The organism is Marinobacter psychrophilus (assembly GCF_001043175.1).
Classification (GTDB): domain Bacteria; phylum Pseudomonadota; class Gammaproteobacteria; order Pseudomonadales; family Oleiphilaceae; genus Marinobacter; species Marinobacter psychrophilus.
In genome coordinates this window covers 3803129-3829081 of the sequence record NZ_CP011494.1, presented here as the reverse complement: position 1 = coordinate 3829081, position 25953 = coordinate 3803129, and the positions used below count along the sequence as shown (strand labels likewise).

The 25953-nt window shown below is 56.1% G+C and carries 20 protein-coding genes; 2 read left to right on the top strand and 18 right to left on the bottom strand.

The genetic code is table 11. The annotated features are described in order from the left end of the window. Positions 1 to 102: 102 nt before the first annotated feature. From tpx to ABA45_RS17360, 3 genes are all read right to left on the bottom strand, one after another. Positions 103 to 600 (bottom strand): thiol peroxidase, encoded by a 498-nt coding sequence (gene tpx / locus ABA45_RS17370; protein WP_048388262.1) that lies wholly within the window; start codon positions 598 to 600, stop codon positions 103 to 105. 115 nt (positions 601 to 715) lie between these two features. Then, positions 716 to 1930: a multidrug effflux MFS transporter gene (locus tag ABA45_RS17365; protein WP_048388260.1), complete on the bottom strand. Its 1215-nt coding sequence runs from the start codon at positions 1928 to 1930 to the stop codon at positions 716 to 718. Between the two features lie 103 nt (positions 1931 to 2033). Continuing rightward, positions 2034 to 2945, bottom strand: coding sequence for a LysR family transcriptional regulator (locus ABA45_RS17360; RefSeq protein ID WP_048388258.1), 912 nt, complete (start codon positions 2943 to 2945; stop codon positions 2034 to 2036). 150 nt (positions 2946 to 3095) lie between these two features. Between ABA45_RS17360 and ABA45_RS17355 the strand changes: the two genes are divergently transcribed. Beyond that, positions 3096 to 4019, top strand: a complete 924-nt coding sequence (locus ABA45_RS17355) for an acyltransferase (RefSeq protein ID WP_048388256.1) — start codon at positions 3096 to 3098, stop codon at positions 4017 to 4019. Here the strand turns inward: ABA45_RS17355 and ABA45_RS17350 are convergent. The 9 genes from ABA45_RS17350 to ABA45_RS17305 all read right to left on the bottom strand — a co-directional run bounded on the left by ABA45_RS17350 (position 3967) and on the right by ABA45_RS17305 (position 14358). Continuing rightward, positions 3967 to 5943 (bottom strand): ribonuclease R family protein, encoded by a 1977-nt coding sequence (locus ABA45_RS17350; RefSeq protein WP_048388254.1) that lies wholly within the window; start codon positions 5941 to 5943, stop codon positions 3967 to 3969. The genes ABA45_RS17355 and ABA45_RS17350 overlap by 53 nt on opposite strands. 112 nt (positions 5944 to 6055) lie before the next feature. Continuing rightward, the gene (locus tag ABA45_RS17345; RefSeq protein WP_048388252.1) at positions 6056 to 7759 is read right to left on the bottom strand and encodes a diguanylate cyclase domain-containing protein; all 1704 of its coding nucleotides are present in this window, start codon (positions 7757 to 7759) and stop codon (positions 6056 to 6058) included. 208 nt (positions 7760 to 7967) lie between these two features. Beyond that, the gene (locus ABA45_RS17340) at positions 7968 to 8417 is read right to left on the bottom strand and encodes a DUF411 domain-containing protein (protein ID WP_048388250.1); all 450 of its coding nucleotides are present in this window, start codon (positions 8415 to 8417) and stop codon (positions 7968 to 7970) included. 100 nt (positions 8418 to 8517) lie between these two features. Then, entirely contained in the window at positions 8518 to 11118 is a 2601-nt protein-coding gene (locus tag ABA45_RS17335) for a heavy metal translocating P-type ATPase (RefSeq protein WP_048388248.1), read from the bottom strand. 3 nt (positions 11119 to 11121) lie between these two features. Next, positions 11122 to 11553 carry a MerR family transcriptional regulator gene (locus ABA45_RS17330; RefSeq protein WP_048388246.1) on the bottom strand — a complete coding sequence of 144 codons (432 nt, stop codon included), beginning with the start codon at positions 11551 to 11553 and terminating at the stop codon, positions 11122 to 11124. An 80-nt stretch (positions 11554 to 11633) separates the two neighbouring features. Next, positions 11634 to 11942 carry a hypothetical protein gene (locus ABA45_RS17325; RefSeq protein ID WP_014872967.1) on the bottom strand — a complete coding sequence of 103 codons (309 nt, stop codon included), beginning with the start codon at positions 11940 to 11942 and terminating at the stop codon, positions 11634 to 11636. A 193-nt stretch (positions 11943 to 12135) separates the two neighbouring features. Continuing rightward, on the bottom strand, positions 12136 to 12558 hold the full coding sequence (locus ABA45_RS17315) for a CoA-binding protein (RefSeq protein ID WP_048388240.1): 423 nt from the start codon (positions 12556 to 12558) through the stop codon (positions 12136 to 12138). Between the two features lie 84 nt (positions 12559 to 12642). Beyond that, a complete protein-coding gene (gene folE / locus ABA45_RS17310) occupies positions 12643 to 13215 on the bottom strand; it encodes a GTP cyclohydrolase I FolE (RefSeq protein WP_084708382.1) in 573 nt (190 codons plus the stop codon). 87 nt (positions 13216 to 13302) lie between these two features. Then, positions 13303 to 14358, bottom strand: coding sequence for a GGDEF domain-containing protein (locus ABA45_RS17305; protein WP_053076208.1), 1056 nt, complete (start codon positions 14356 to 14358; stop codon positions 13303 to 13305). Between the two features lie 206 nt (positions 14359 to 14564). On the opposite strand from ABA45_RS17305, the gene ABA45_RS17300 reads away from it, so the two are divergent. Next, positions 14565 to 15647, top strand: a complete 1083-nt coding sequence (locus ABA45_RS17300) for a patatin-like phospholipase family protein (protein WP_048388238.1) — start codon at positions 14565 to 14567, stop codon at positions 15645 to 15647. 40 nt (positions 15648 to 15687) lie between these two features. Here the strand turns inward: ABA45_RS17300 and ABA45_RS17295 are convergent, their stop codons facing one another. The 6 genes from ABA45_RS17295 to ABA45_RS17270 form a co-directional block, all read right to left on the bottom strand. Beyond that, positions 15688 to 16494, bottom strand: a complete 807-nt coding sequence (locus ABA45_RS17295; RefSeq protein WP_048388236.1) for an iron chelate uptake ABC transporter family permease subunit — start codon at positions 16492 to 16494, stop codon at positions 15688 to 15690. Beyond that, complete coding sequence (gene znuC, locus ABA45_RS17290; protein WP_048388233.1) at positions 16487 to 17308, bottom strand: zinc ABC transporter ATP-binding protein ZnuC; 822 nt, start codon at positions 17306 to 17308, stop codon at positions 16487 to 16489. The genes ABA45_RS17295 and znuC overlap by 8 nt, the downstream gene beginning before the upstream one ends. Then, a complete protein-coding gene (locus tag ABA45_RS17285) occupies positions 17305 to 17808 on the bottom strand; it encodes a Fur family transcriptional regulator (protein ID WP_048388231.1) in 504 nt (167 codons plus the stop codon). The genes znuC and ABA45_RS17285 overlap by 4 nt, the downstream gene beginning before the upstream one ends. 80 nt (positions 17809 to 17888) lie before the next feature. Further along, positions 17889 to 18350 carry a chemotaxis protein CheW gene (locus ABA45_RS17280; protein ID WP_048388229.1) on the bottom strand — a complete coding sequence of 154 codons (462 nt, stop codon included), beginning with the start codon at positions 18348 to 18350 and terminating at the stop codon, positions 17889 to 17891. Then, positions 18347 to 19402, bottom strand: coding sequence for a chemotaxis protein CheB (locus ABA45_RS17275; protein WP_084708381.1), 1056 nt, complete (start codon positions 19400 to 19402; stop codon positions 18347 to 18349). Before ABA45_RS17275 ends, ABA45_RS17280 begins: the two co-directional genes overlap by 4 nt. Next, a complete protein-coding gene (locus ABA45_RS17270) occupies positions 19399 to 25953 on the bottom strand; it encodes an Hpt domain-containing protein (RefSeq protein WP_048388225.1) in 6555 nt (2184 codons plus the stop codon). The genes ABA45_RS17275 and ABA45_RS17270 overlap by 4 nt, the downstream gene beginning before the upstream one ends.

Sequence of the window (25953 nt, the reverse complement as noted above, 5' to 3'; positions counted from 1 at the left end):
AGCAAGCGCCGGGGCATTGGATGCTTGCGTGTTGAGTTGAATAGCAAAGCCGGGTAGAAAAACCGACACCGCAGGCGCGATACCGGCACTCGTTATGGCAAGTTACAGAGCGTTCAGAGCGGCATCGTAGTTGGGCTCGTCTTTGATGTCGCCAACCAGCTCGCTGTGCAGTACTTTGTTGTTCTGGTCTAGAACAATCACGGCGCGAGCGCACAATCCTGCTAGCGGGCCGGTTTGCATCGCAACGCCGCAGTCCTGTTGGAAGCTGTAGTTGCGGAAGCTGGATAGGGGAATTACTTTGTCCAGGCCTTCGGTGCTGCAGAAACGGGCAAAGGCAAAGGGCAGGTCTGCTGCAATCACCAACACCACGGTGTTGTCGAGATCAGCGGCTTTTTCGTTGAATTTGCGAGTAGATGCGGCACACACGCCGGTATCTATGCTGGGGAAAATGCTCAGAATTTTACGCTTACCGTCCCAATCGCTAAGTTTAACATCTTCCAGGCTGCTGTTAGTCAGGGTAAAAGGGTGGATAGTATCGCCAGGTTGGGGGAAGTTTCCGCTCAACTCTACGGGATCGCCGCCAAGTGTTACGTTACTCATAACATTCTCCTTAAGGATGGAAGTTGCAGAAAAACAGACTTTGTAACACCAATTACTTTACCCTTTTTAGTCTAAATTGGATGCATTTGCACGTTTTTGGCCGCCAGGCGCCTGATTAAACACGGGCTTCCACCTCGAAGCCCGGTGCCGGGAATCGTTGTACCAGGAGTACATAGCTGGCGAGCGCGGCAAGCGTCGACAGAGCAATCACCAGCGCCATCACCAGTGACGTGCCATTGTGTAGGTAACCTACTAGAGCGCCGGAACCGGCGGCTATGGTCATCTGTGCGAAGCCGAACAGGGACGAGGCTGAGCCGGCCATGCGCGGGAAATTTGCCAGTGCGCCGGCCATGGTTTGTGGCAGTACCATACCGGTGCCGCACAGAATCACCGCCTGGGGCAGCATAACCGCCCATACTGAATACACCTCAGCCAGCGCCAACGATGCCATAACGATGCCACCGGCCGTAGCCAGCAAAATACCACGCAGCAAAATTTGATCGGGCAACAGGCGTTTGCCCAAGCGCACCGCCAGCAGGTTGCCGACTATGTAGCCGGCCACCACAAAGGCAAAGTAGAGCCCGAAATGTTGTGGTGAGACCCCCAGAAAGTCGATGAGTACGAAGGACGAGCCGGAAATAAAGGCGAATAGGCTTGAATACATCAGGCTGTTGGTTAGGGTATAGCCCAGAAAGCTGATGTCGCTGCCAATCAGGCGATAGTTTTTGAGCAGCGATGTGGGCCGCAGTGGCTGGCGGTATTCCGGGCACATGGGCTCGGGTATGCCGATAGCAACAATGGCCATCATTGCCAGGGCGTAACCGGCCAGTACGTAAAAAATCGAGGCCCAACCCAGATGGGTAACCATGACGCCGCCAATGGTGGGAGCCAGCGCCGGAGCCAAGGCCATAATACTGGCTAGAATGGCCATGATGCGGGCCGATTGTTGTGGTGTGTAAATATCGCGCACTGCGGCGCGCCCCAGCACCGGGCCAGCTGACCCCCCAAGCGCCTGCAAAAAGCGAAACAGCATCAGGCTGTCAACGTCGGTGGCGCGGGCACAGCCAATACTGGCGAGGGCAAATATAAAAAAGCCGGCAATCATGATGGGCTTGCGACCAAAGCAATCGGCCAAGGGGCCACAAAACAATTGCGCCATGGCAAAACCGGCCAGATAAAAGCTTAGGGTGAGCTGGACATCGCCGGTGCTGGCGTTCAGGTCGCTGCCAATCTGCGGCAGTGCCGGCAGGTACATATCGGTTGCCAATGGCCCCAGTGCCACCGCGGCAGCTAATAATATGGTGGTCCAGATACTGGTCAAGGCAAGCATGAAAAATTCCGTAAAAGCGTTGATTCGGGAAGGCAGTTTACGGATTTAAAGGCAGCGGGTAAGCCTGTCAGTTGTCATACAACCTATGAATGATATCGATTGATTATTGAGTCATTCCATTCATGGTGGCTGCCACCGCGTTTATTTGATTGCGTAACCAGCGGTGGGCAGCATCGTTCTGATAGCGCTGGTGCCAGATCATCAACAGGGTAAAAGGCTTGTAGTCGAACGGCAGTGGCACCCAGGCGGCCCGCGACAACAGCTGCTGACCCATACGTTCCGGCGCCACTGCCAACATGTCGGTACCGTATAAAAGGCTGGCAAGAGCCGAGAAGTTTGACACGCTGACCCGTTTGGTGCGGCGCAGATTGCGGGCGCTCAGGGCTTGGTCCAGCCCCGGCTGTTCGGCCGAACCCAGCATCAGGCTGATGTGGTCAGCTTTGAGGAAATCGGCCAGGGTATGAGGCGGCTCGCGCTGGGCCGGATCATAAAATACCACCATGCGGTCGGCCATCAGGCCACGTTGCATAATATCGCTGGCTTCCGGTGGATGCGGCGACACAATAAGATCGCAGGTTTCCTGGCGTAACAGCTCGGCGCTGGGAATGCCGGCGGCGATCACCTGCAGGCGAATGCCCGGCGCCTGCTCACGCAAAGTAGCCAGCAAGCCGGGCAGTAAGAGGTCGCGCTCATAATCGTTGGCGGCGATGGTAAACACCAGTTCTGCGGTTTGCGGGCTGAACGGTGGGCCGGAGGACAGCGCGCGCAAATCATCCAGCACCTGGCGAATGTGCGGGCCAGCTTGCTGAGCATAACGGGTAGGGGTAATACCACGCCCGGATTTAACAAACAGAGGGTCACCCAAAGCCTGGCGCAAACGCTCCAAGGTGTGGCTGACGGCCGACTGGCTAACCCCAAGCGTTACTGCGGCCCGCGATACGCTGCCTTCGTCCAGCACCACCAAAAAAGTGGCCAGGGCGCGCAGGTCCAAATTAAAAGGCTCGACAGGGTTCATCAGCGGGAGTCCGTTCTTGTTGCTATGATGACACTATAATAATGCAATAACGATACCACGCTGGGAACAGTAGGTGGCATTCGCCTCTGCCCAAGACCCAACGTGGTTGTTATGATTAGTGGTCATAAATTTTCAAAGTGGAATGAACCCATGCTCAGTTTTTTACCTGCGCCGGTGATTGGTGTACTGAATTCGTTGCTGTTGTTACTGAACACCCTGGTGTGGTGCCTACTCTTATATATCCCGGCGCTGTTGAAGTTGATTATTCCCCACAAGGGTTTTGGTGTGCTGTGCACCAAGCTGATTATTCGCGTGGCCGAAATTTGGGTAGCTTGTAACAGTGGTTGGATGAAACTCACCCAGGGCACCCACTGGGAAGTGACCGGGGCCGAAGAGCTGAAGCAGAAAAGCTGGTATCTGGTGCTGAGCAACCACCAGAGCTGGGTGGACATTCTGGCCATGCAGCGGGTTTTTCACGGTAACGCACCGTTTTTGAAGTTCTTTCTGAAGCAACAGTTGGTGTGGGTTCCGGTTATCGGCTTGGCTTGGTGGGGGCTGGATTTCCCGTTTATGAAGCGCTATTCGCGCCAGTATCTGGTAAAGCACCCCGAAAAACGCGGTGAAGACATGAAAGCCACCCGCCGCGCGTGTGAGAAGTTCCAGCATACGCCCGTCAGTATTATGAACTTCGTAGAAGGCACGCGCTTTACGCCGGCCAAGCATGCCGCCCAAAAATCACCTTACACTCACCTGTTACCACCTAAAGCTGGCGGTGTCGGTTTTGTGTTAGACGCTATGGGTGACTCAGTCAAAACATTGGTGGATTTGACCATTGCCTACCCCGGCGGTGCGCCGACCTTCTGGCAGTTTTTGTGTGGCCAGGTACCAGAAATCAAAATGGAAATTCATACCGTGGCCATTCCCGACAACCTCAAAGGCCGCGACTACATGGCCGACTCTGAATACCGCCGTAACGTAAAACTTTGGCTTGCCGAACAGTGGCAAGCCAAAGACCAGCGCATTACGCAGATGCTGGGACAGGTTCCTGCTTCGGCTCCTGCAGCGTCAGATTGATCTGACGGCGTTCGTCATCCACCCCGGTCAGGCGCACGATAACGGCCTGGTCGAGTTGGAAGATGCGGCCATTTTTGTTGTGAATCAAGCGCAGGGTGACCGGGTCAAAACTGTATTTTCCATCCAGGTCACGGCAGCTGACAAATCCTTCCAAGCCGTTGCAATTTAAGCGCACAAAAAAGCCGGCGGGAATGGTGCGGCTAATTACGCCGCCCATGTCATCTTCGCCCAACGTTTTTGCAAAGTCGCTTTTAAGCCAGTTCTCTAAGCTGTTGGCGGCCTGGCGAGCCTGTATCAGAGTCGCCTGAAGCGTGCTGAGGGCGTTGTTGTCCAATTCTTCCAACGGCGCCTGCCAGATCAGCGATTTAATCACCCGGTGTACGTAAAAGTCGGTGAACTTGCGCAGCGGCGATGTGAACGTGGTGTAGGCAGCAAGCCCCATACCCTGGTGCGGTGCGGGGCTGAAGGCCAGTTCGGCGCGAGCCAGTTGGCGCGCGACAATGGATTTTACCGGGGCATCCGCGTTCAGGCTGTCGGCGGTTTTCATCAGTGTTTTGAAACTCTCTGCCTGGGCAACATCCAGCTCGGCAAGCTGTGGCATGTGCTGTTCCAGCAGCTTGCGGATGTTGACGTGACGGTCGGCGCGCAGGCCGCTATGACAAATAAACAGACCTTTGTTGTGCTGCGACAGAAAGTCGGCGGCGCAGCGGTTGGCCGCTACCATGCACTCTTCTACCAGGCGGTGGGCTTCATTTTGAACTGTGGGTTCGATGCTGCGAATACGGCGGTTTTCGTCCAGCCGCAGGCGGAACTCCGTGCGGTCACCACTAATAAGAGCGTGTTCGACGCGCCAGCGCCGCAGCGCCGTAGCGGCCTGGTGCAGTTGGTCCAGACTGTTAGACACGGCTGACGACAGGGCTTTAATGTCGTCGTCTTCGCGGCCGTCAATCAAGTTGGCAACCAGTTCATAACTGAGCTTGCCGTGGGAGCGGATGCTGGCCTGGTGAAAACTGTAATCGCCCAGACTGCCATCGTTGTTAACCTGCAAATCGCACACTAAAGCCAGGCGCGTCGTATCGGGCTGCAGCGAACACAAGCGGGTGCTGGCGGCATCGGGCAGCATCGGCAGCGGCTCCCCCGGGAAGTAAATGGCGGTGGCTCGGCGCATGGCTTCGCGTTCGGTGGCGCTGCCTGGCTCAATCAATGCGGTGGGGTCTGCAATGGCAATCGACAGCGCCCAGCCGGTGGCGTTTGGCACCGCCAGTAGGGCGTCGTCCATGTCTTGGGTGCCAGGGCTGTCGATAGTGACATAGGGCTGCGAGCAGCGGTCTTCTCGCCCTGCGCTGTGTGCGGCTATTGCGTCTTCACTGAGCGCTTGGGCGTGTTGCTGCACTGCCTCTGGCCATGCGTCAGACAAATCAAAACCGGCCATGGTCAGCGCCCGCTCAATACCGGCATCGCCGGCCTGGCCTATTACCCGCAGTACCCGGGCCTGGCCTTTGCCGTCTTTGATCGGGTGGCGGTGCAAGCGGCAATATATGTAATCACCGGGCTGGGCGCCGTTACGCTCTTTTGGCGGTATGAAGATCCAGCGGTTAATGCCCGCTGTTTCCGGCACCACAAAGTGGCCTTTACCCTTGACCTGGTAGCGGCCTACAAAAGTATCCAGCGAGCTGTTCAGCAGCTCTTCTACCAAGCCTTGGGTTTTGCCTTTCTCGACCTCCTTTTCGGTGACGTTGATGCGGTCGCCGGGCAGCACTTTTTGCATTTCCTCGGGCGGAAGAAACACATCTCTGCCGTCGTCCAGAGCAACAAAGCCAAAGCGGCCATTGGTTGCTTTTACGGTGCCGGAAAGAACCACTTTGTGTTCTTCGATATTAGATTTCAGCTGGCGCAACTGGCTGATAGCGTCGGCATTGAGCATGAAGTAACCTGGCTGATAAAAAAATGAATGTTGCCGCGCAGTATAACTGTAAAGGTGCAGTGAGTCAGACCCGTTAGGCAATGAGAGCGTGGCTGAGGCTTTATTTGTTAGGTCAGCCTGGGATTTGATGGTCCTTGTTTGCGATGACCACCGTGTTGCGACCGCAGGCTTTGGCTTGGTAAAGCGCTTGGTCGGCTTCGTGCAGGATGGTTTTGGCGCTGTCGCCGGGTTGGCACAGGTAAGCGCCTACGCTAACCGTAATCGGTAGATTACCGTTTGCACTTTCGCGTTCAACGGTCTGGCGCAAACGCTCGCTCAGAAAACGAAGAACATTATGATCACAGGGCGACAACACCACCATAAACTCGTCGCCACCCCATCGCCCGGGTTGGTCATACGGGCGAAGACTGCACTGTATCCAGAGCGCTGCCTGACATAGAACTTCATCGCCGGTTTGATGGCCAAGGCTGTCGTTTATAGCCTTGAAGTTGTCGATGTCTAGCCACATAACGCCAAAACCGGCATTTTGCCGACTGGCCCGCTGGATCTCGACATCGAGGATTTCATCCAGACTGCGGCGGTTACAAAGTCCGGTCAGCGAATCTACCCGCGCTAGCGAATGCAGGTCTGTAGTGCGTTCGGCAATTTTGTGTTCAAGCTCATCGCGAGAATGTTTGAGTGTTCGTGTCATTTCCTCAAAGTCGGCGGCCAGCAATCCAATTTCGTTGCCGGGCTTGGCCAACGGTGGCAAGTCAAAATTGCCGCGACGTACTTGATTAACGGCGGCGCCGAGACGCAGAACCGGGGAGAGAATGCGAAACTGGACCACCAGGTGAAACGCTGCCAGAGTAATCAGCAAGCTGGCACTAAAAACCGCTATCAGGGGCCATAAATGCGTTTTGGGTAGCAAGGTGCTCAGGTCAATCAGCGTGACTTCATACCACCCTATAGCGGGTAAAAAAGCGGCACCTGCTAAATGTTTGCGGCCATTGACGGTCACAAAACGGCTTTCGACGGTGTGGCTTGTGTCTTTCAGACTGGTCAGCATATCCAGTATTTGGCGTTTGTCGTCGGCGCTGTCGAACAGCAGGTCAATGGTGCTTTTTTGGCCTTCGGGCTTGATAATGGTGGCAAAATCGATGTAATTGCGATCGCGGTATAGCTGAATGGCGCCGTTCATATCCACAAACAATGTGGTGATGCCTTGCTGGTCGGTATCGACAATGTCCTTCAGAAAGTCATCAAGGTTCAGTCCGGTTCCTACCATACCCACGATGACGTTCTCTTTGTTGCGCATCAGTACGTCAATCCACAGTTTGGTTACACCCAGGTTGGTGTCGGGATTCACATTCAGATGGAAGTCGCGGCCTTCGTCAATCAGTCGGTAGAACCAGGCGTCATCGGGCTCGTTTGGGTCCAGAGTGTAGCGGAATTGCTGGCCCTGATAGTCGTTGGATGTGTTGTTGTAGTAATAGTGGCCATTGCTTAAAAAGGCGACAAAATAGCTGTGGTCGCGAAAATTATTGCGGAAGCTTTCCATTTCACCAATGGCGGCGGCTTTGATTAACGGGCCGTCAGGGGTTCTTGCCAGTGCCAGAAGGGCTTGAGAGCGCGCCATTTGCCGCGCCAGGGCTATTTCGCGCTCTAACGACTGCAGCAGACGGGCGCTATCATAATGCACCTGAATTTCAGCGACCTGCTTACCCCAGCGTTCGATCAGATTATCTGACAACTGCTGATACGCGGTCCATGTGGCAATGCTTGCCACGATCATCAGGCCAGCAGCAAGGCTGAGAATTCGATTTTTCAGATTCAACGAGGCTCTCTATCGATGATTTTTTTCACAAAGTCATAAAATAAGGAGCCAGATATTAGAGCAAATAATCACCAAATTATATAAAAATGTCGCGGTGCTTTACACGTTGTGCCGGTTGTAAGGGCTGATTGGCATTGTTGTTCAGAATCAGCTCGATCGGGGTGCATTGGTCCGGCGCGGCGCAACCGCACTCAAAATCGTGCGGCAATCAGTTGTGTTCGGCAAACACCCGGGTCTGGCCGTTGGCGTTGAATAACAGCACTTGGTACGGATCTTTGCGGTCGCCCATTTCCATTCCTGGTGAACCTGCAGGCATGCCCGGCACGCTCAAGCCACGGGCTTGGGGCGCTTGGCTTAACAGGCGTTTGATGTCGCCTGCCGGCACGTGGCCTTCAATCACGTAATCGTTGATAAACGCGGTGTGGCAACTGGACAGGGCCGGTGTCAGGCCGGCTTCAATTTTCACCGGCGTGACATTGTCGACTTCGCTGACTTCCACCTCAAAACCGTTGTCCTCCAGGTGTTTGACCCAGTCGGTGCAGCAGCCACAGGTGGGCGATTTGTAGACGTGAATGTTGTGCTCAGATTCGGCGTTTGCCAGGGCCGAGCCAAAGCTCAGGCTAGCGCCCAGTAACATGGCTAGAGTATGTTGCTTCATCAGTGTTACCTCTTCGTTTTGGTGTCAGTGGGCGCCAACCAGAACCACCAGACGACGGCGGCCATCAGCGCTAAACCTGTGAGGTTGACCAAAAAAAATGTCATTGGTTCTGTTCCTGTTTGGTGGGGATGTCTTCTTTGCGACTGGTTTTGAACAGTCGCAGCCGGTTAGCGTTGGTAACCACGGTAACCGACGACATCGACATGGCTGCACCGGCAATGATCGGACTTAACAGAATGCCCCACAATGGGTACAGCAGGCCGGCGGCAATGGGGATGCCCAGGCTGTTATAAATAAACGCGCCGAACAGATTCTGGTGAATGTTTTTTACCGTGGCGCGGGATATTTCGATGGCGTCGGGAACCCCGTGTAGGGAACCACGCATCAGCGTAATGGCGGCGCTTTCAATGGCTACATCAGTGCCGGTGCCAATGGCAAACCCAACATCGGCGGCGGCCAGAGCCGGGGCATCGTTAATGCCGTCACCCACCATGGCGACGGTATAGCCTTTTTTACGCATCTCATTAACCACGTCGGCTTTGTCTTCCGGCAACACTCCGGCACGATAATCGTCAATGCCGGCACTGGCGCAGATGGCCTTGGCGGTGGCGTCCACATCGCCGGTGACCATCATTACCTTTATGCCGGCCTGATGCAGCCGTTCAATGGCGGCCCGGGAATCGGGTTTGATGGCATCCGCAACGCCAATAACGCCCAGTACCCGTTTGCCCAGAGCAACAAACAGGGGGGTGCCGGCGTTGTCGGTAATACTTTGGGCGGCCTGGTCCAACGGGGTTACATCCAGCCCTTCATTTACCAGCCAACGCCGGTTGCCCAGGCGCAGGGTGTCGCCATTGTGTTGCCCGGCGACACCCTGGCCGTTGAGGCTGTCGAAGCCGGTTATGTCGGCCGGTTGAATAGTGTCCTGCCGGACTTTTTCCATAATAGCGTAGGCCAGCGGGTGCTCTGAATGCTGCTCAAGACCAGCTGCCAGGGCCAGCAGATGCATTTCATCACCGTCTATTACATGCACTTGGGTAACCGCGGGTTTGCCGGCAGTAATAGTGCCGGTCTTATCCAGAATGACCAGGTTGATTTTGCCAGCGGTTTGAAGGGCTTCACCTTGGCGGATCAGCGCGCCGTATTCAGCGGCTTTGCCGACGCCGACCATCACCGACATGGGCGTGGCCAGGCCCAAGGCGCAGGGGCAGGCGATGATCAATACGGTGGTGGCGGCCACCATCATGTGCGCTACCGCCGGGTCTGGCCCCAGGTTGTACCAGACCAGCGCGGCGGCTATGGCGATTAGCATCACACTGGGCACAAATACCGAGGAAATTTTATCCGCCAGGCGGCCTATCGAGGGTTTCGAGCCCTGGGCTTTTTTTACCAGACGGATAATTTGCGCCAAGGCCGTGTCGCTGCCTACACGGGTGGCTTCGTACACAATGCTGCCACGGGTGTTCAACGTGCCGGCAGACACTTCGTCGCCCTGGCCTTTACTGACCGGCATGGGCTCGCCGGTGAGCATGCTTTCGTCAACGCGGGTGTTGCCTTCGCGCACTACACCGTCCACCGGCAGCTGTTCACCGGGCCGAACGCGGATCTGGTCGCCTTTACGCACCTGCTCTATGGGCAGGTCTTGTTCTTGGCCGTCGCGGATCACGCGGGCGGTTTTAGCGCGCAGATCCAGCAGTCGGCGCACGGCTTCGGAGGTTTTGCCTTTGGCGCGAAGTTCTAATGCCTGGCCCAGATTGATCAGACCAATGATCATCGCCGAAGCTTCAAAATACACGTGGCGCGCCATTTCTGGCAGGGCTGCGGGGAGTACCGCCACCACCATGGAATACATCCAAGCGGTGCCGGTGCCCAGGGCTACCAGGGTGTCCATATTGGCGTTGTGATGGAGAAAGGCCTTCCAGGCGCTGGTGAAAAAATGGCTGCCGGTGGCAATCATCACGCTCAGAGTCAGAATGCCCAGATTGACCCAGGTGGTCTGGTTACCGGCATCTACGGTCATTGAACCGAAACCCATGCCCCAGACCATCAGGCCTACACCCAGTGACAGGCTGATCGCCATTTTTACCAGCAAGGTGCGGTAGCGTCTGCGATCTTGCTGTTGGCGGCGTTCGTCTGCAGTGTCTGGATCATCAATCACGCTGGCGCCGTAGCCGGCGCTTTCGATGGCTTTGATCAGTGCTTGCGGCGCGACTTGACCGCTGGCGCTGGCGGTATTGTCGGCCAGGTTCATGTGGGCGTGGGTAACGCCGCTGACCGACTTCAAGGCTTTTTCGATGCTGCTGACGCAAGACGCGCAGGTGGCGCCGGTGACCGCCAGCTGAATGCCGTCGTTGCTGTTGCTGGCGGCGCTGACAAGCTCTGGCGCTGGGGCTTCTGCTTCATCAGCGTTACCCTTTTTGCTGAGACAAGATGGCGTTGTCTTGTTGGTAAAGCAGCTTTTGGCGGCGGGCTCGGCATAAAGAATCTCCGCTGGGTAGCCCGCTTCGGTGATTCTGCGAGCAGCGTCGGCGGGGTCGATGCCTGCGGGCAAGGTGACGGTTTTCTGCTCGATGTTCACATCCACCGCGGCACTGTCGGTGACCAAAGGTTCTAATGCCACGCGGATTTTACGGGCGCAGCCCTGGCAGGTGGCACCGGCAATGCTGAGCCGGTTCTCGGTGTTAGCGGTTGTGCTGTCCATGATTCAGAGTTCCTCCGTCAGGTTAGGTTCGGCCTGATCCCAGTGTTCAATTAAACGGCAGATGGTATGGCCGTCTGGCGTGCCATCGGGCATATCGCGCCAAGCGTCGAGGGCTTTTTGCATGCGCTGGTGCAGTTGCTGGAGCTCGTTAATCTGGCGTCCAACCTCGGCCAGGCGTTTTTCAAACACGCCGCGCACCATGGGACAGGGAGAATGCTCGTCGTCGGCTTGGTTCAAAATGTCGCGAATCTCGGGCAGTGAAAACCCAAGCTGGCGGGCCTTACGGGCAAAACGTAGGCGGCGCAGATCATCGCTGGAGAAATGTTGGTAGTTGTTCGCTGGATCGCGACTGGGTGCCAACAGTTTTTCGCGGGAATAGAAACGCACCGTGTCGGGCGTTACCCCAGCGGCACGGGCCATGTCTTTTACTTTCATAAACTACCCCGTCGCCTTTTACGATAAGTGTAGCTTAAAACCTGTTAGCTGCTCATAGGTCAAATGTTGTGAACGTGTTGTCAGCCTTTGGCGCGAAGAAAACAGCCGCAGTGCTTGCACTGTTCCGGAACCATCAGCTTGGCTTGCCAACCCAGTTTTTCGCTACATGCGGGACAGGTCAGCTTTAGCTGCATAGCCACTATTGGTCCCACCAACAGCACCAGAATGATGCCCAGCCCGTCCCAATCATCGGCGCTAGATAACCCCAGTTGGCTGCTGAACACCAAAATTATGATTAACGCCGTGAAGGCGAACAGAAAATAATTGCGGTTCCACCGTTCCCAGCGGCGCAGGCGCGCGTCTTGTTCGGTAGTCAGATAATGTGTCATGGAGTCTCACGGTTAAATTGGGTTTTCAGCGTGTTGCGGCTCCAGCCACTGCTCCAGCTGGACGGCAGGAATAGGACGGCTGATCAGATAACCCTGCGCCACACCGCAACCACGTTGGCACAGAAAATTGATCTGCTATATGGTTTTTACGCCTTCGGCTACCACTTGGATGCCCAGATTGTTGGCCATTACTTCAGCCTCGGTGTATGAGCCGAGGTATTTCCATCTTTGGACAGCGGTCCATCACCACTTTCATGCCCGCGTGTCGCGCGCGATCGGCGCCTTGGTGGTTAATAACGCCAATTTGGAGCCATAAGACCGGAATTTTCATGGCGATAGCCTGGTCGATCACCGCGTCGGTGCGTTGCACAGCCAGGAACAGGTCTGCCATGTCGACCGCGACCGGCAGTGATTCAAGATCCGCACAAACGGTTTCACCCAGTAGCAGTTGGCCGGCCAAACGTGGGTTAACGGGTATTACCCGGTAGCCCTGCTGTTGCAAGTAATGCATAACCTCGTGGGAAGGTCGGCTGGTTTCCTCACTGGCGCCCACCAACGCGATGGTGCGGACCTGCTGCAGAATGTCGAGAATCTGCGAGTCAGACGCCTCAGTCATGATGTAACGCTCCTGTCGCGGAAGAAAATAACAAGGTAAGTGCTACCCGTTACCTAGTGTCCCATCTGGCCAATGTGAAACTGATCAACGGTTGGTACTGATCAGATTGAAGAATTCCAGGCGGGTGGCCTGTGACTTTCGGAACTGGCCGAGCATCATCGAGGTCTTCATTTTCGAGTTCTGTTTTTCGACGCCACGCATCATCATGCACATGTGCTGGGCTTCGATCACGACGGCGACGCCTTTGGCGTTGGTTACACTTTCTACCGCTTCTGCGATCTGTCGAGTCAGGTTTTCCTGGATTTGCAGGCGCCTTGCGTACATATCCACAATGCGCGCGAATTTGGACAGCCCCAGGACCTTGCCCTGGGGCAGGTAGGCAATGTGGCACTTGCCGATAAAAGGCAACACGTGATGTTCACACATGCTGTACAGTTCTATGTCTTGTATCACCACCATTTCGTCCATGGCGGATTCGAACACCGCGTTGTTGACCAACTCGTTCAGATTCTGCTGGTACCCGCGAGTTAGGAACTGCATGGCTTTGGCCGCGCGTTGAGGCGTGTTTTGCAGGCCTTCGCGGTCACAGTTTTCACCCAAGCCATTAATAATGGCGCGGTAGTGGCCGGCAAGATCGTCTGTCAGGGAATTGCTCATAAATAAAGGTCCGGTTTACTGAATCTGGCAAGGGCGGAAGCTTAAGGCAAAATGGCGATGATCTCTATGGGTAAGCGCCGTAGCGGTTCAGCGGTCGCCCTGAAGGCCGATATCGGCCGGCGGCGAGCTGCCAGTTAACTGCACAACACGGTTGCGGCCATCGGATTTGGCTTTATACAGTGCCTGGTCTGCACGCTTGAGCCAGACTGACCAGGTCTCGTTGGCACAGGCCTGCGTCAGGCCGCCGCTGATGGTGACCCCAATACCAGTCTGGAACGGTTCAACGGCTACGCTTTTTACCAGCTCACGGGCCAGTGTCTCGGCTTCGGGCAGGCTGGTTTCCGGCAACAGCACCATGAACTCTTCGCCGCCAATACGAAATATGTGGTCGTTGTCGCGCAGGCGGTTGCTCAGCAGGCGTGCAATGCCGGCCAATACGGTGTCACCGATGTGGTGGCCCCAGTTGTCGTTGATGGCTTTGAAGTGGTCCAGGTCCAGCAGTAAAATGGAAGATGGCCGGCCATAGCGTTTGCACAACTTGATTTGGTTGGTCAGGCTTTCAGCCAGTGTTGCCCGGTTCCGGCAGCCGGTGAGTGGGTCTGTGGTGGCAAGTTCTGTCATTTCTTGCTGCAAGCGTCCCACCAGCCAAGCAAAAATCAGTGCGAACAGGCAAGTCAGTCCTAGTGATGTGGTAATACGCCAGAACTCTGACAGGGGAAATACGTAAAAGGCCGTGACTGCCATCAGGGTCAAAAACACAAAGTTGCTGATGGCGGCATCCCGCAGGGGCATTAGAAAAAAAACGGCAGTAATGGCAGGGTAGGCCCAGTAAAGCCCGACATGGCCGTTAATGGCGGTAGAATAGACCGCGCAGCTCATCGCCAGTAGCGGAAACAGCCAGCCCCGCAAAAAGTAGTGTTGGCGAAAGCGCAAAAAACCAATCACCAGTAAAGCGTTGGCGCAGAAAAGAAAAAGTAGGGCAGACAATAGGTAATTCTGATGAAGCCACTGCACCACAATCAGCGGGGCTACGGCGAGGCAAGCCCAGAAATGCAAATGATAAACCAACTGGCGGCGAAACCCCATCACCACCAAAGTTGGGTTGCTGGTAAATTTTTCCGATAAAAAAAAAGGTATGGCCACCTAGAACTCCCTTCGTCAGCCCGATGTTGTGGCTTGGCGCGCTGGTTTTTTTATTACTCGATACGTCAAATCTAGCACGGCTTGCCGTGAAAAAAAGCTGCCCTGTTGAATAATCGTTGTTGTGTTTGCTGGAGAAACCGCGGCCAAACCCAATAATGATGACACTTTGCGGCTTTCTTGCCCGCGTCCCCTGTTAAGGAGAAACCATGACCGCTATTCATATTCGCACACCGGCTTTAACGATTCGAGCCGGTACTCGTGCCATGAGGCGGTTACGGGATAACCCGCTGAGCGCCGGGGATGTTCACGTGATTCCTGGCGCTGCCGGTGGGCCCAAAGCCTTGGGCCTGAGCGGCCTGGATAAAACTCTGTTTGGTCATTGGCTGCCGAGCGTGCCGCAGCCCAGAGCGTTGGTGGGCTCTTCTATCGGCAGTTGGCGCTTTGCGGCGGTGGCGTCGTCTGATAACCCGGTGGCTCAGTTGGAGTTGCTAGCGGAGCTATACACCCAGCAGCGTTTTACGAAAGGGGTCAGCGCCGCCGAAGTAACCCGCAAAAGCCTCGAGTTTTTGCAACAGTTATTGGGTGGGCGTGAACCGCATATTTTGAATCACCCGCAGTATCGGCTCAGCGTCATGGTGGTGCGCAGTTTGGGACTGTTACGGCACGATAGCCGCGGTTGTCTAACTTTGGGGCTGCTGCATGCGATAGTGAGTAATATGCTGGGGCGCCGGCATCTGGGTCGAGTCATGGAGCGGGGCATTGTGCAGGACACTCGCACACCGGCACCGTTAGAGGAGCTGCGCGATTTCGCCAGCCACACCATTGCACTGAGTCAAGACAACCTGCTTCCGGCGTTGCTGGCCTCGGCTTCGATTCCGATGGTGATGTCGGGGGTGGCGAACATTCCTGGAGCGCCAGCAGGGCTTTATCGCGACGGCGGTTTATTGGATTATCACTTGGATTTGCCGTACCAGCAGCCGGGTGTCGTGTTGTATCCGCATTTTACCGACCGAATAATTCCCGGTTGGTTTGATAAGTCTTTACCTTGGCGCAAGTCTAACGCATCACATGTGCAGGATGTCCTGTTGCTGGCGCCCTCGGCGGACTATCTGGAGAGTTTGCCCAATGGAAAGCTGCCGGACCGTCGTGATTTTGAAAAGTACCTCGGCGACGATGCCGGCCGCGAAAAAGTCTGGCGTCGGGCGATTGCCGAGAGTGAGCGCCTGGGTGATGAATTTATGGAATTGGTGGAAAAGCGCCAGTGGGAGTCAGTGATGCAGCCGCTGTAGCCGGTGCGTTTCGATGGGTAAATTTTTCTGTTAAGCCGATTTATGCACGTTGTTTGCCGCCAACCGCGGAGATCAGCAGAAAACAGCTAAATGCGGTAACCACCACCGACGGCCCCGCCGGTGTGTCCAGTTCCCATGACAGGGCCAACCCGCCGGTCACGGCAACAAAGCCGAACAGCATTGCCATAGCCACCATCTGTTCGGGTGTGCGTGCCAGGCGCCTTGCGGTGGCGGCGGGAATAATCAACAGTGCAGTAATCAGCAGCACGCCGACAATTTTCATGGCTACCGCAATCACAATAGCGAACATCAGAATCAGGGCCAGCCGCAGGCGTTCTACCGGCACCCCTTCAACCCGCGCCAGTTCTTCGTGAATGGTGCTCATCAGCAGGCCACGCCATAGCAGCGCCAGCAGGCACAAAATAGTGGCGGCACCGCCGTAAATCCACCATAGATCGCTGCGGCTCATGGCCAGCAGATCGCCAAACAGCAGCCCGGTCAGGTCCATTCGCACCGAGGGCATAAAGCTCAGGGTGACCAGTCCAATGGCCAGAGCACTGTGGGCCAGTATGCCCAGCAGGGTATCGGTGGCTAATGTTTTGCTGCGGGAAAACAGCACCAGCGCCAGAGCCAACCCCAAGCAAGTGATAATCACCCCGACATTAATCGGCACCTGAATCACGAAGCTCAGGGCAATGCCTAGAAGCGCCGAATGGGCCAGTGTGTCGCCAAAATAGGCGAGCCGCCGCCAAACCACAAAACAGCCGAGAGGCCCCGCTACCAGAGCGACACCCAGGCCGCCGATCAGCGCGCGCCAGAAAAAGTCATCCAGAATGACATCAATCATGGTGGTGCCCTGAGCAAGTTGGCGCGGCTTCCGCGTCGTCGAAAGTACCCTTTTTCAGAGTGCCATCGATAGCGGAGCCGCCGCCTATAACGTTGCCGTGCAGATCATGGCGGTGATTGTGATGGTGATGGTACACCGCCAGTGACTCGGCGACGGCGGTGCCGAAGGTTTCAATAAAGGCCGGGTCGTGGGATATGTCTTCTGGAAAACCGCTGCAACACACGTGTTGGTTCAGGCAGATAACCTTGTCGGTGGCAGCCATAACCAGGTGCAGGTCGTGGGATATCATGATAACGCCGCAGTTGAGTTCGTCTCGGAGCTGGCGCACCAGATCGTAAAGCGCGGCCTGGCCGTTGATGTCGACTCCTTGAGCTGGCTCATCCAGGACTAATAGACCAGGCTGGCGGGCCAGCGCGCGGGCCAGCAGCAGTCGTTGTTTCTCGCCGCCAGAAAGATGGTGCACCGAAGCTGCCATCAGGTGGGCTACACCGGTGCGCGCCAACGCCTGTTGACAGCCTTTGCGGTCGCAGCCGCCCAGCGCCATGAAACGCTCAACACTCAGCGGCAGGGTGGTTTCGAGGTTCAGGGTTTGTGGTACATAGCCAATCACCAAGCCGGGCGGCAGGCTAATCGATCCAGAACTGGCTTTCTGGATGCCCAGAATGGTTTTAATCAGCGTGGTTTTGCCGGCTCCGTTGGGGCCAATGATAGTGATGATGTCGCCGCGCTTTATACTCAAAGACACCCGGTCAACAATCAATCTGTCATTGAGCGTCACCGATACCTTGCTCAGTTCTGCCAAAACCTCGTTCATGATGGTGTCGGCTGATCAGTGCTGTCGCTCTGACAGCGCGGGCAAAAGCCGGCAATTTCCAATGTAATCTGTTCTATCTGAAACGTTTCGGCTGCTGCGGCTTGGTTAATAGCAGCGGTTACGTTTGGGGCAGCTAACTCCAGCACGTTGCCACAGCTGCGGCAGATCAGAAAAGTGCCGCAGTGGTGCTGGCCCGGATGGTCGCAACCAGTGAACGCGTTAAGCGACGCAATACGGTGGACCAGGCCGTGCTGCTGTAAAAAATCGAGAGCGCGATACACCGTTGGCGGCGCTGCCTTGTGGCCATCGGCGCTTAACTGAGCCAGCACATCGTAGGCGCCCAATGGTTTGTGGGACTGCCAAATTAGCTCCAGCACTCTTTCCCTGACGGGGGTTAACCGCGCCTCGTCACGCCGGCAGATTTCCCTGGCTTGGGCCAGAGCGTGATCAACGCAAAGATCATGATTATGGGGGCGATAGGGTAAAGCGCGGGCGGGCATGGCAAGTATCCGTTGAAATTTGCAACATTATAACAGTTGCGATCCGTGCTGCCAGGGTTTCCGCACGGTTGGCTGAGGCCTCAGCGTAATTGCTGCGCCAGGCTTTCCAGATACTCCAAATTGGGAATCCACGCGCGCTCGCCGTCTACTTCGACTTCCATTAGGTCGGCGATGCCGGTCGGGCTGTCCAGGCGCTGAATCTGGCTTTGATTAATGCGATTCTGGCTGGGTATGCCCTGAGTCATCAAAGCAATAAAGGGTTGTTCGCGGTGTTCTTCGACGATGCTGTTGAGGATAACCACCCGGCCGCGGCGATTATTCGGTTGTGTCAACTGGCCGCCGCTGGCTGCGTCGTAGGATATAATTGGTAGCCTTAGCCCTCGCCATTCCAGATGGCCAGCCAGCCAGGCGGGTGAGTTGGCGCTTGTGCTAATGTCGGGGCTGTAGTCCACCACTTCAGCCAGCGATACGTTGGGCAGTAACAGCTGACGACCGATCATCGGAATCATCACGCAGGCCAGGGTCTGGTTGTTATCGGTCATGAGTTACCTCCAGTGTAATCTGATGGCTGACTGCTTTGCTGCAGCTCAGTGTTTTCGAGAGTTGTGACCAGTTTCTGAGCTAGCTGCTGGGGCGTGCCACGAAAGCTGACACAGCCGGTGGCGGCGACCGATTCGGGCATGGAGGGTTGCCCGCAGCTCTGGCTGTCTTGCGCCCAGATGAGGCTGCCGTAAGCGCGCAGCATGGGTGCAGCCACTGTCCCATCGCTTCCCATACCGGAAAAGATAATGGCGTGGCAGTTTTCATGGTAGTAATTCGACATATTCAGCAGCACCTGGTCGATGGACGGGCCATAGGGTCCCGGCCAAGGGCCAGGCAGCTCCTCCAGTGCGCCGCTGCCGTCTATCTGCCATTCGTGGTCGACTGGGAGCATGACCACGTCCCCCGTTGCGATGACGTCACCTGGCTTTGCTGTTTTCAAGCGGTACTGGGAGTGGCGACCCAGTACCCGGGTTAACACTTCTGTAAACTGACCGTCGATGTGCTGTGCATACACAAACCCCACCGGCAAATCGGGGGGAAGCTGGTCCAGAAAACTCTTTACCGCTTCTGGCCCACCTAGTGACGCAGCCAGAACCCATATTTGTCTGGCGGCTATGGGTTCTGATGGTTGCAGTAGCGGAACCGAATTTGGCGCCGAACTGCTGATGCGGTTCAAAACCGGTTCTGCGTTTGTGCTCTGAGGTGCCGATAACGGCCCGAGCAGGCGCTCCAGTTTGTTCTCCAGTTTACGTTGCCAGCGGGCGTTTTCTTTGTCGTTTTCAGCGGGCGCGGGGTCCAGTCCTAATAATACCGGCGCATCTCCGTCAATGAGGGCGAGATCCCAATCTTCGGGATGCTCCTCTTCGTCTTCCAGCTGAACAAGCCAGCAGGCTGCCAACGGCAATGTTGCACTGGCGTAAAACTCCGCTGGACTGCCGCAAAAACAGGTAACCAGCCCCAGTTCTTTTAGGCTAGAGCTGAGCCGTTGCCGCTGCGTGACGGTATCTGCCACTATGCCGATAGTCAGTGCGCCGGCGCCGGTTGCCATCATTGGGTACCTGTCAGCCTGCGAATGGCCTCCAGCAGCGTGGCCTCCTGAAACGGCTTACCCAGATACTCGTTAACGCCGATGGCTAATGCACGCTCACGATGCTTTTCACCGGTACGGGAGGTAATCATGCAAATGGGTGTATTTCGCAAAACGTCGTCGTGGCGAATAAAGCCGGCTACTTCAAAGCCATCCATACGTGGCATTTCAATATCCAGCAGAATGATATCAGGCCGGTAATCCTGCAACTGGGTTACGGCATCCAAGCCGTCTTTGGCGGTAATGACTTCCATACCGTTGCGTTCAAGCAGGCGCGACGTCACCTTACGCACGGTTACGGAATCATCGACCACCATCACTAGCGTGGCGCGCTGGTGAAGTCGCGGTTTCTGGCGCGGCTGGTCTGTTTTGAAGCTGGTGCGCTGCTGCTCTGACAGTATGTCGGAGCGGATCATTGCTGGCAGATCAAGAATAACCACCACATTTCCGTCACCCAGAATGGTGCCGCCAGATACGCCACGCACAGAGTTGAACTGAGGCCCCAGAGATTTCACCACAATTTCGCGGCTGCCCACGAGGCTGTCGACCTGCAGGGCCATAGGTTGCTCTGCGCCGCGCACCAAAATAACTGGCAGTGGCAGTGCCTGGCCCTGAAGCTTGGGCTGGTATTCGCTGTTCAGCAAATTGCCCAGATATTGCAGGCGATATTCCTGACCAGCGTACTCGTACAGCGGCGCTTCGGGTTTGTAATATTCTTCCAGCTCGTAGGCGCTCACCCGCACTATGCCTTCAATGGTGTTCAGCGGTATGGCGTAGAAATTGTCGCCGCTGGTGACCATCAAGGCACGGTTAACCGACACAGTAAACGGTAGCCGAACGGTAAATGTAGTGCCGTGGCCTGCGCTGGAGTGAATGTCGAGGCTGCCACCCAGCTGTTTGATTTCTGACGCTACCACGTCCATGCCAACGCCTCGGCCGGATACCTGGGTAACCTCCTTGGCGGTTGAAAAGCCTGGTGTCATGATTAGCTGCAGAACCTCGCGCTCTGTCAGTAAATCATTTGGGCCGATCAGACCCTGACTGACGGCTTTGTTACGTACCTGCTCGGTAGAAATGCCGGCGCCATCATCCCGCATGCGCAGAACAACGTCGCCGCCTTCGCGTTGCAGCGACAGGCTGATTTCCCCTGTTTCTGCTTTGCCTGCGGCCAGACGCTCTGCGGGCGATTCAACGCCATGGCCCAGCGCGTTACGCAGCATGTGCTCCAAAGGCGCAATCATCCGCTCCAGAACGTTGCGGTCCATTTCGCCTTCGGCGTTGTACACCTCAAAATTGGCTTTCTTGTCTAGCTCGGTGCTGATTTGGCGCACGATACGGCGTAAACGCGACACCACCGAGGCGAATGGAATCATGCGGGTCTTCATCAGACCTTCTTGCAGTTCCGTATTGATACGTGACTGCTGCACCAGCAGGGTTTCGGTGTCGCGAATCCGGTCGGCCAAGGTTTGGCGCAGATCGATCAGGTCGGAAGACGATTCCGACAGAGCCCGCGATAGCTGCTGTATAGACGAATAACGATCCATTTCCAGTGGGTCGAAGTCTTCACCGTAATCGGGCCCGAGCTCTTTTTCGGCGCGGAACAGAATCTGGGTTTCGGTTTCGATGTCCATGCGCCGCAGTTGTTCGCGCAAGCGCTCAATAGTGGCGGTCATTTCTTCCAGAGTGTGGCTAAAATCACTGGTTTGCTGTTCCAGGCGGCCGCGGGTAATACTGGTTTCGCCCGCCAGATTGACCAGCTCGTCAAGCAGCGGCGCCGACACCCGAATGGTTTTTTGCGCGGTGCGCAGGGGCTTGCGGGTTTGCGCGCGCGCAGGCTTTGGCTTGGGCACTGCAACAGAGGGCACTTGCTGCTGCTCTGGTGCCGGCGTTTCCTGTGCCGCTTCCTGCTCGACGTCCTGTTTTACTATCGCAGGCTTTTGATCCAGCGCTGAAGGCTCGGTCTGTTGTGGCGGATGCAGCTGATGCACCTGCGCGATCAGATCCTGAGCTGGTGGGCAGGCTTTGCCGGTGGCAATTTGTTCCACCATGGCGGCCAGGCGGTCGTGACAGGCAAACAGAAGTTCGTACAACTCTGGCCTGGGCTTCAGTTCGCCCCGCGTAATCCGCTCGAACAAATCCTCCAGAGCGTGTGCTAGATCACCCATGGCGTCTGCGCCCGCCATTCGTGCGCCGCCTTTCAGAGTGTGCACGTCGCGCTGCAATTCGGCGGCAAGCATGCTGTTTTCGGGATTCTCGCTCCAGCTGTGCAGTGCGCTGCCGGTGGCGTTGATCAGGTCATAGGCTTCTTCCAGGAAGATGCCCATCAGTTCCGGGTCGGTGGTTACACTGTTGGTGTCGTGTGCGTCTGGGCTTGACTCCGGTTGCAAAACAACCGGGGAGTGATCGGCATCAGCGTTTGCAGCGTTGCTGGAATAACGTTGTATTTCTGCGATCAGGTCGGGCGCTGAGCGTGGGCTGTCGCCATTTTCCAGCGTTTCTACCATGCTAGCCAGACGGTCGTGACAGCTAAACAGCAAGTCAGACAGCACCGGCGATATTACCAGTTGTTGCTGAACCAGCCCTTCGAACAGGGTTTCCAGTTCGTGGGCCAGATCACCAATACTGCCCACTTTACTCAGGCGGGCACCGCCTTTGAGAGTGTGCAGGTCTCGTTGCAGCAATCGCAATAAATCGTGATTGCCGCTGTCCTGACTGAAGCGCTGAAGTGCGTCGGCGGTGCTGTCGATCAACTCGCGGGCTTCTTCCTGGAAAATCTCCAGCACTTCGTGATCTATGTCGTCGTCCGTATCCGGCGTGTAGGGCGGCATGGGTGCTTCAAATGTTATCTCAGCAGCTGCCGGTTCGTTGTCTATTTTTTGGTGTTGATTTAGCTCTTCGCCTTGCTGGAACTCGTCGAGGAAGGCATCGCTGGCCAGAACATCATCGGTAAGATCCATCAGTTGTTGACGCAGCGGATCTGCGCTGTCGATAGTCAGTCCAGCTGCGGCCTGGTCCATCATGTTGATCAGCTGCTCATGGGCCAGGTGCAGGCAGGCCTGAAGTTCGGGCTTTGGCTCGCGGTCGCTGTCAGCCAGAACGCTGTAGCTGCCTTGCAGCGCCGCCGACAACGTGGCTATGTCGTCCAGGCCGGCAATTTCGGTAGCCGCGGTCAGCCGCGTCAGTTCGTGACGCAACTGTTCAAGGGCCTGGCTATTAGCGGGGTTGGCAGTCCAGCGGTCCAGTATGCTACTGGCGTTAAGCACGATGTCGATGTCGTCGTTAACAAAGAGTTCTAGCAAAGCGGAGCGGCTATTGGCCGACGATAGCTGGGTATCATCGTAGCTGGCACCCTTCAAGGTAGCGCTAGCCAGCTGTTCCAGTTGCTCCAGGAACTCGCGGCTGCCCGGTAATTCTGCCAGTGGCTGGCTGTGAAGTTGCAACAGGCCTTGGTTTAACAACAACACGCCTTGCTCTAACAAGGAGATAGCATCGCGGTCGCACCGTTTGTTTTCAGCGCGGGCGTCTTTCACAAAGCGCTCAAGGGGGGTAACCAAATCGGCAATGGGCGTTATGCCGGTGGTGTGAGCGCTGCCTTTAAGGGTATGCAGTGCCCGTGTTAGTTCGTCGGTATAGGCTGTGGTTTGTTTATCTGCAGCGCTGGCAATATAGGCTTCCACCGTTTTTAGGTGAGACAGGGCCTCGCTCTCGAAAATGTCCAGCAGAAGTTGGTCTACGTCTGACTCGTCGTCTGGCTCGGACCTTGCCTCGGGTGACTGCAGAACATCGCCCGTGGCGGCTTCGCTTGCGGCAACTGCGCCAGTGGCAGCCAGCATGTCTTTGCCGTCGGCGAGTGCATGGGCGCGGGCTTGTGCTTCATGGGTGTCAACGGTTGGAGTGCGATGTTGTTCAAAATCACTGACCAACGCCGGCAAAATCGCGATAACATCGCCAAGCAGAGAGGCAACGGCGTCACTCATGCTGCGGCTGCCGTCAAGCACTCGGTTCAGCAGATTTTCCACAGACCATGCCAACTCGCCGATCACGTCGGCGCCGACCATACGGCCGCTGCCTTTGAGGGTGTGAAAGGCGCGGCGCACTTCACCTAAGGCGCTACGATCGCCATAGTGACGCAACAACATAGGCATGTATTCATCAATACTGGCTAATACTTCACCGGCCTCTTCGATGAAAACTTCCAGGATTTCGTCGTCAATCAACTCGCTTTGCGGGCTATCGGTGCGGTCTGTGGCGCTGGCGGGCGTATTGATTGCAGTATTGGTATTGGTATTGGTATTGGTATTGGTATCTGCGCGGCGTGTGGTAGTGATGGCTTCGGCACGAGCAACCAGGTTGGCAACGTCGCCCTGCGGGTTGCCGGCGCGGAACTGATTGATCAGCTGCGGTAGATGCGCGTTGGCGTCAGAGATCAGAGAAAACACGTCATCGTTGGGTTTGACCGTTTGATCAATCAGTTTGTTCAGCAGGTTTTCAACCGCCCAGGCCAGTTCGCTCAGGCTGCTGGCGCCCACCAGGCGGCCGCTGCCTTTGAATGTGTGATAGGCGCGGCGCATTTCGGCCAGCGCTGCACGGTCGTCGTGATTCCGCTGTAAGCGTGGATAGTAATTATGGATGGTCGCCAGAACTTCTTCGGCTTCCTCGATGAAAATATCAACAATTTCGTCATCCAACAGTTCGTCCGCGGGTACACCCGTGTCTAAGGTGGGCGCTGATACGGCGTCCAGCAGGGGTGCATCCAGCAATGGCGTGTCCACTAGGGGGATGTCGGCTTCGTTGATGTCAGCTCTGGGGCGCCAGGTAGGCGCCTTGCCTGCCGGGAAACCCAAGCTTTCTAGACTGATTTCCGCCACCCGCAACACGTTGTCGTTGTCGCGGATCCCGTCATTCAAGCGTTCTAGATAGTACTCGATGCTGGTAACAGCATCGGCCAGGGTATCCAGTTCTTGCCAGTTGGGCACCTCGCGACCGCTCAGCAGCACGTCGGTGATGTAGCGTTCCATGGCTTCCAGCAAATCGCTGGCGCGCTCAAGCGGTATCAACCTCAGACCACCGCAGATGCTGTGCAGCAGCGCCGGCAGGTGTTCAATCTCACGGGTGTCCCACTGTGAGGCAATAAAGTTGACGACGGCCGATTTGGCCTGTTCCAGAGTGTTGCGAGACTCCTTCAGCAGTGCACCGTTGGCATCCCCCAGCTCCCGCGAACCAGGGTTCAGCAAGTCGCGCTGGTCGGTATCTTCATGCTGGCCGTCCTGGCCCAGATTTGCCAAACTGGCTTCCACATAGAGCAGGGCGCCGGCGATGTCCATCAGCGTGTTATCGGATACACGCTGATCCTGACGGGCCAGTTGGGCCACCAGATCAATCTGTTCGTTGACTACTTTACGCGGCACGTCCAGACCAATAACCGCAAGGGTGTTGGCTACCTGCTGTAAACCTGGGACTAGGTCTTCGAGTTCATCGTTGCTGCGCAGGTCGGCGCGGACAAACAGGTCCAGCAAGTCTTTGAGCTTGGCGAGCTCTTCGTTGAGGGCGTGCACAACAGACTGGATGGCATCGCGATTAGGGCCGCTGACCCGTGAACGTGCTGCATCTACATCATCATCAGAAGGTAATGCCTGGGCTAGCTGGTAATCAGTGCGCAGAGCTTCTATTCGAGGTGAATCGAGTTCGCGGGCGCGGGCTACATAATACAGTAGATTTTTGAACAAAGCCTCTGGCGCCGGGTGTGCCAAGGCCGTGTCCGGATTTTCTGTTAGTTGGCGAATTTCGCTATCCAGCTCCCGCAGCAGCGACTTTACAGCCGCGTTAACCGGGTTGGCTTTAAGCTGAAGTGTTTCGACAAAACCAGCGGCGGCTTTCCACAGCTCACCCCGCGGCGTTTTTTGACATAGCCGAACCAAGCGTTTGATTACTTTTTGCATGTAATCAAAGTTGGCGTCCAGGTCGGCTTCCCGCACTACTCCTGCCAGCGCGAACTGATACATTTGCCGCAGTTTGCGCACATGGTCGCGCACTTTCGGTTCTTGCAACCGGCCGTCTTTTATTGTGCCGCGGGCGCGCGCCGGCGACATATCGGGCTTGAACAAAGAGGTGTCAGATAACAATGCTTCGCCGCGTGCGGCACGCAGATCATTCAATAAGGGCAGCAGTACCAGCGGGAAATCGTCACTGCTTCTGTCAATATGGTCGAGGTATTGCGGCAACTGCAGAATGGCCTGCATTAGCACCTCAACAGCTTCGTTTTCGCTGTCAACCTGGTTGTCCAGAATGGCTTGGGTAAGTTTTTCCATCTCTTCGGTTAGCAGGGAGGCGCCGTAAAGCTCGACCATTCGCAGTGTGCCGTGCACTTGGTGGAGATAGTTCAGGCAAAAGCGTAAACGAGCCGCGTCTTTACGGTTGTCCACATAGCTTTCCAGAGCCTGCTGGCCCTGAGCCAGCGTGCTCTGTATTTCACCCCGAACCCAGTCGAGGGCGATACTGTCATGGTTATTGCCCAT